Source organism: Chthoniobacter sp., assembly GCF_040003245.1.
Taxonomy (GTDB): Bacteria; Verrucomicrobiota; Verrucomicrobiia; order Chthoniobacterales; family Chthoniobacteraceae; genus Chthoniobacter.
Map to the genome: position 1 here is coordinate 1 of NZ_JBDUCX010000352.1, position 5,016 is coordinate 5,016.

The 5,016-nt window shown below is 61.5% G+C and carries 7 protein-coding genes; 3 read left to right on the plus strand and 4 right to left on the minus strand.

Features of this window, described 5'->3' with window-relative positions:
* Both ABJF10_RS29185 and thiD read right to left on the minus strand, forming a co-directional pair.
* The coding region (locus tag ABJF10_RS29185; RefSeq protein WP_348548133.1) for a phosphoribosylamine--glycine ligase N-terminal domain-containing protein at positions 1-79 on the minus strand (79 nt) is incomplete at its 3' end.
* A gap of 18 nt (positions 80-97) precedes the next feature.
* The gene (gene thiD / locus ABJF10_RS29190) at positions 98-913 is read right to left on the minus strand and encodes a bifunctional hydroxymethylpyrimidine kinase/phosphomethylpyrimidine kinase (protein ID WP_348548128.1); all 816 of its coding nucleotides are present in this window, start codon (positions 911-913) and stop codon (positions 98-100) included.
* Positions 914-1,015: 102 nt separating this feature from the next.
* Here thiD and ABJF10_RS29195 point away from each other — a divergent pair, with 102 nt between their 5' ends.
* Complete coding sequence (locus ABJF10_RS29195) at positions 1,016-1,405, plus strand: ApaG domain (RefSeq protein WP_348548129.1); 390 nt, start codon at positions 1,016-1,018, stop codon at positions 1,403-1,405.
* Between the two features lie 468 nt (positions 1,406-1,873).
* Here ABJF10_RS29195 and ABJF10_RS29200 read toward each other — a convergent pair whose 3' ends face one another.
* The gene (locus ABJF10_RS29200) at positions 1,874-2,425 is read right to left on the minus strand and encodes a 5-formyltetrahydrofolate cyclo-ligase (protein WP_348548130.1); all 552 of its coding nucleotides are present in this window, start codon (positions 2,423-2,425) and stop codon (positions 1,874-1,876) included.
* Positions 2,426-2,509: 84 nt separating this feature from the next.
* Here ABJF10_RS29200 and ABJF10_RS29205 point away from each other — a divergent pair, with 84 nt between their 5' ends.
* A complete protein-coding gene (locus ABJF10_RS29205; protein ID WP_348548131.1) occupies positions 2,510-3,475 on the plus strand; it encodes an MBL fold metallo-hydrolase in 966 nt (321 codons plus the stop codon).
* A gap of 502 nt (positions 3,476-3,977) precedes the next feature.
* Here the strand turns inward: ABJF10_RS29205 and ABJF10_RS29210 are convergent.
* Positions 3,978-4,505, minus strand: coding sequence for a peroxiredoxin (locus ABJF10_RS29210; RefSeq protein WP_348548132.1), 528 nt, complete (start codon positions 4,503-4,505; stop codon positions 3,978-3,980).
* Positions 4,506-4,739: 234 nt separating this feature from the next.
* Here ABJF10_RS29210 and ABJF10_RS29215 point away from each other — a divergent pair, with 234 nt between their 5' ends.
* Positions 4,740-4,919, plus strand: a complete 180-nt coding sequence (locus ABJF10_RS29215; protein ID WP_348548134.1) for an SEC-C metal-binding domain-containing protein — start codon at positions 4,740-4,742, stop codon at positions 4,917-4,919.
* Positions 4,920-5,016: the final 97 nt, after the last annotated feature.

Consider the following 5,016-nt stretch of genomic DNA (forward strand, 5'->3'; position numbering starts at 1 on the left):
CGCGCACGCGGGGCGATTGCTGAAGTTTCCAGACGAGCGCGTGTTCGCGCCCGCCACTGCCAAGGACGAGGATTTTCATGAAGCGAAAGGCGGGAGATTAGGGGCGCGGCGCAAAATGATGCAAGGCATCGGTCGTGCGACCTTCGTGGGTCCAGCGCAGGAAATGCGCGACCGCATTGGCCAGATACTGCTTTGCTTCACCCACCGCCTCGGGAAGGGCCAGCCCTTTGGCCAGCCCAGCCGTGATCGCGGCCGCGTACGTGCAGCCCGTGCCGTGCGTGGAAATGCCCTGCACAAAGGGCGCGGAAAATTCCTGCACCGCGCCGTCCGGCGTGCATAGCAGATCGATGGCCGGGTCGAGCCGCAGGTGGCCGCCCTTGATGAGGAATGCGCGGCCAAACGTCGCGACGAGTTCCTGACCCGCGGTGCGCATTTCAGCGAGGCTCGCCACCGGGCGGCCCAGTAGCGTGCGCACTTCATCGAGATTGGGCGTGATGAGCGTCGCCAGCGGAAAGAGGCGTTCGCGATAACGGGCAATCGCGTCGCCTTTCAACAGCGCATCGCCACTGGTCGCGACCATCACCGGATCGACCACGATCGGCGGCGCCTGCGGCAATTTCTGGAGACAGACCTCCAGCATGTCGCAAACCGCATCGATGATCTCGCCCGAATACAGCATCCCGGTTTTGAGCGCTCCGATCGGGAAAGCCTCGAAAAGCAGACGAATCTGCTCGGCCACGATCCGCGGCTCGATCGCCTGGATGGCGCTTACCTTGCCCGGCACCTCGGCGACCACGCAGGTGATGGCCGTCACGCCGTAGACGCCGAGCGCGCTCATGGTTTTGAGGTCGGCTTGGGCGCCGGCCCCGGCGCTGTTGTCGGAACCGGCAATAGTGAGGGCTACAGGAAACATGGAATATCGATTGCTGTTTACGCATAGCTGATTGATTGATCGCTGTCGCGTGTGGCGGACTGGTCGCCATCAGAAAACTAAATCCCCAAAACCGAGACCCCAATGCCCGCCACCTTCACCGAACTCGCCGGTCTCTCTGCGACCGTGGATCGCGTGGTCCACATGCCGCAGCTCGAGGCCCCGCCCGATCGCCCGCACCCATTTGTCTATTTCATCACCATTCGCAACGACTCCTCGGTCACCGTGACCATCAAGGGGCGCAAGTGGGTGGTGGCCGACTCCGAGGGGCAGCGCCTGGTCGTGGAAGGGGATGGCGTGGTCGGTGAATTCCCGCGGCTCGAGCCGGGCGAGCATTTCTCTTACAACAGCTACCACACCATCGGCTCGGATAGCGTGGCCGAGGGCGCTTACTTCGGCCTCACCACCGATGGCGAGCCCGTGTTTACGCGCATCCCTCGCTTCGAGATGCGTGTGCCGGTGCGGTTGGTTTAGGCAGGAGAAAACTCATCGATGGCTTCATCTGAGACGAGTTGCCATGATCGCGACGAGGGAAATGCTTACTCGCGCGATGAATTGGAACAGATGGAACGCAGGATAGATTCGTTTCCCACTCGCGGCCCCGTGTGCCCGAAATGTCGGATGCATATCCCGCAGTTCTGTGATCTCGCTGAAAAGGACGAGGCGCGGCTGCGAGACCTTATTCGAGACAGCCGCAAGGTCGAAGCGACTAGGGAGCTTCGTCATTTGACAGGTTGTCCGATTTCGTGGGCGAAGCTTTGGGTGACCCATGCGGAGAGTAGAACAAGCGCACCCTGCCCGTATTGCGGCAAGCCATTGATGACCGCTCGAGCCCGACAATGTCAACATTGCCTGATGGACTGGCACGACCCAAATAATCTCAAGAGACTTGGAGCGTAACGCCTTCACTCCCCGATTCCAGAAAGAGCATACTCTGACTGGCTACTCCTCCAAGCCCTCTTCTGTCACCACGGCGTCCATCCGCTGGTCGTGCGGCTCGATCGGAAGCGTCTCCACCAGTTGCAGGGCAAAGCAGACCCCGATCTTGTGCGTCGTAGCGGGGAGTGCGGCGAGATAGCGGTCGTAAAAACCGCCTCCCCGCCCCAGCCGGTGGCCGTCTTTCGTAAAGGCCAGCCCGGGCACCAGGATGGCCCCGATGTCCACCGGCGGGACGAGGCGCGCCTCGGCCAGGCGGTGCTCCCGAATGTGCGGGTGCCACGCCGACACCGTGAGATCGGCCAGCTGTTCGACCTCCACAAACTCCATTCCACTCTGCGCGATGCGCGGATAGCAAAAGCGCCCCGGCGCCGATTCCCAGAGTAATTCGATATCGGGCTCGCTCGGCATCGGCGAGAAAAGGGCGATCCACCCGCTGCCGGCCTGCACGAGGGGCCGCGCCAGCGCGGCCACGATGGCGCGCGATTGCACCGCCCGCGCTGGGCCGAGTGCGGCCAGGCGGGTGCGCATTTCGCGGCGGAGTTCGGCTTTGGTCACGGCGGGATTACAAATGCCACGTTATCGGCTGGCAAGTGTACGAAATCTTTGCGTCCTGCGATGACGCGACTAGTCTCTCCCGCCGTGGCGAACCCTTTTCGCAAACCCAAAGCGGAAATCAAAAAATCCGAGAAAGCCAATGGAGCGCATCCTCCCGCTTCCGGCGCGGCCGCGCGCAAGGTCGGGCTCAAGCCCAAGCCGGGTTGGCAGCAGCGCAATTTTCTCACCGAAGTTCTCATCCCCTCCCTCTTCGAGCCGCGCTCCGGCGAGCATGCCGCGCCCAATTTTCCCGAGCTAAAGGACGGCGAGATCGGCCTCACCTGGATCGGTCATGCCTCCTTTCTCATCCAGACGCGCGAGCATAATCTGCTCGTCGATCCCAACTGGGCCAAGTGGTTAAAGGTCTTCAAGCGGATGAAGCAGCCGGGCCTGCAACTGCACGATCTGCCGGCCATCGATCTCGTGCTGGTGACGCATGCGCACTTCGATCACCTCGATCGCAAGTCCCTGCGCCGCGTGGCGGCCGATCAGCCGATCGTCGTCCCTTTCGAAGTGGGCAACCTCGTGCACGACCTCGGCTTCAAGAGCGTCCACGAGCTGCACTATTGGGAGGATTACCTGCACGGCCCGATCAAGATCACGCTCACGCCCTGCCACCACTGGGGTGCGCGCATGCTCCACGATTCGCATCGCGGCTTCGGCGGTTTTATCATTGAGGTCGGCGGTCGCACCATCTTCCATTGCGGCGACACCGCCTACTTCGAGGGCTTCAAGGAAATCGGCCAGCGGCACGCCATCGACGTCGCGCTGCTACCCATCGGCGCCTACGACCCGCCCACCGGGCGCGACGTCCACATGAACCCCGAGGAAGCCATCCGCGCCTTCATCGATCTCGGCGCCCGCCGCATGGTGCCGATGCACTACGGCACCTTCCGCCTCAGCTACGAGCCCCTCCACGAACCACCGACGCGCCTGCTGGCCTGCGCCCAGGAGCACGGTGTCGCCGAGCGCATCTCGGTGATGACCGAAGGCCAGCCGATGGTGTTTTAAAACGACGGTCGCTCGTTCCGCTTGGGCGCCGGAGGCGTCACGGAGATTAGCCGGTTGGCGTCAGCCACCGGATGAGCGACCGCCACGGCTCCGCCCCAGCGGGGCGGTAGAAATTGCGCGGCCGATCACGTCTGGACAATCGACGATGTCATTGCTCTGCTCGCACTGTCTTCGCTGGTTTATGAATGGCTCCCATTCACTTGCACCCGTCCCAGTCGTTTTTTGCATGGCGGCGTTATTCGCTTACGGCGGGTGGTATTACTTTTTCAATACTCGAAAGGTTTGCGAGAACATTGCCGCCAAGGGTTGGCCTCGATTTCTCGCGAAGGTCTACAGCGGCAAATTCGCCTACGTCGGATTCAAGATAGGAGGAATTCTCTGCTTTATGTCCTCACTTCTCCTGTTCGGAATAGGGCTGCTGCGGCTTTTGCAACGCTGAGCGCGAAACGAAAAAGCGCGCGCCCTCGGTCGAGAACGCGCGCTTTGAAAAGACCGAAATCAGTTACTTCTTTGAAAGCTCTGCATTCACCTTCAGCACATCCTGGGCATGGGTCTCCGTCGTGGTCCCCTTGAGCATGTTCCAGACGACCTTGCCGTCCTTGATGAAGAACGATTGGCGCTGGGTGAGCGGTTTACCGGCGATAAAGTCGGTCCCGAAGGCGGCGGCCACTTTCCCGTCGTTATCGGCAATGAGGACGTGCGGCAGATTGTACTTCTGCGCGAAGGCCTTCTGGGCCTCCACTTTGTCCTCGCTCACGCCGACCACCTGGATGCCCGCCTTCTTCAAGTCTTCCCACGAGTCGCGGATCGAGCAGCCCTGCTTGGTGCAACCCGGCGTGTCGGCTTTCGGGTAGAAATAGACGAGCGTCGGACCCTTCGCGTAAACGTCCTTGAAATTGACGGTCTTGCCGTCCTGGTCGACGCCGCTGATCTCAGGGGCAGGGGAGCCGACGGCGAGGGGTGCGGCCTGCGCAAAGAGCGCCAGCCCGGTAAACGAAACAATAGTGGCGAGGAGGGTGCGGAGTTTCATGGTGTTGAGTGAACCCGTGACGGGCCGGAATGTTGAGGAAGAATCGTCAAATATGCATGGCGGCGCAAGGTCCGCTCGTGTAAAACAGGCCACGTATCAACCAAGGAGGATTTATGGCTACCCATCGACATCAAGAAGTCCCCTTTTTTCGAGCGCACCAGCAAGCGCCGTAAAGGGTTCCCGTCCGAAACACAGGTCAAGCGCGGGCTCCGCATCGTCCATGGCGACAAAGAGCTGCGCGAAAAGCTCGGCCGCAACGACCCCTGCCCGTGCGGCTCCACGCGCCGGTTTCAAGAACTGTTGCATGCGCCGCGGCCAACTCGACGGCGTCGAGCGCGACTACTTTTTTCCGCGAGTAGGAGGGCCGCCCGGCAGCGCGGTTCAATGAATCTCGTCGCCGCGCCTCGCGAATGACGGCCGGAAATTTACCGCCGAGGGCGCAGAGGAAGCAGGGAGGTGAGGTGCGCGAGATTTCTGGACCACAAAATAAGGAAATCAGCGATGATGGAAA